A 597-nucleotide genomic window follows, 5' to 3' on the forward strand; every position below is an offset into this window, starting at 1 on the left:
GGCGAAGGCGAACGAGTTCGCCTACCCCGCCATCAACGTGACCTCGTCCGAGACCGTGAACGCCGCCATCCGCGGGTTCGCCGAGGCGGAGAGCGACGGCATCATCCAGTTCTCCACCGGCGGCGCCGAATTCGCCTCCGGCCAGAAGGTCAAGGACATGGTCGTCGGCGCCACCGCGCTGGCCGAGTTCGCGCAGGTCGTCGCCGCGCGCTACGACGTCAACGTCGCCCTGCACACCGACCACTGCCCCAAGGACAAGCTCGACGGCTTCGTCCGCCCGCTCATCGAGATCTCCGCCGAGCGGGTCAAGAACGGCCAGAACCCGCTGTTCCAGTCCCACATGTGGGACGGCTCCGCCATCGACCTCGACGAAAACCTCGAGATCGCCGCGGAACTGCTCGCCAAGACCGCCGCCGCGAAGATCATCCTCGAGGTCGAGATCGGCGTCGTCGGCGGCGAAGAAGACGGCGTCGAAGCCGAGATCAACGAAAAGCTCTACACCGCCGAAGGCGACTTCCTCAAGACCATCGACGCCCTCGGCTCCGGCGACCGCGGCCGCTACCTGCTGGCGGCGACGTTCGGCAACGTCCACGGCGT

Annotated in this window: 1 protein-coding gene; it reads left to right on the top strand. The window is 67.3% G+C overall.

Features of this window, described 5'->3' with window-relative positions:
* A partial coding sequence (locus tag ACLJQM_RS48210) for a class II fructose-bisphosphate aldolase (RefSeq protein ID WP_410636682.1) occupies positions 1–597 on the top strand: 597 nt, incomplete at both ends.

The sequence above is a fragment of the Amycolatopsis sp. cmx-4-83 genome (assembly GCF_046548815.1).
In the GTDB taxonomy this organism is placed as follows: domain Bacteria; phylum Actinomycetota; class Actinomycetes; order Mycobacteriales; family Pseudonocardiaceae; genus Amycolatopsis; species Amycolatopsis pretoriensis_A.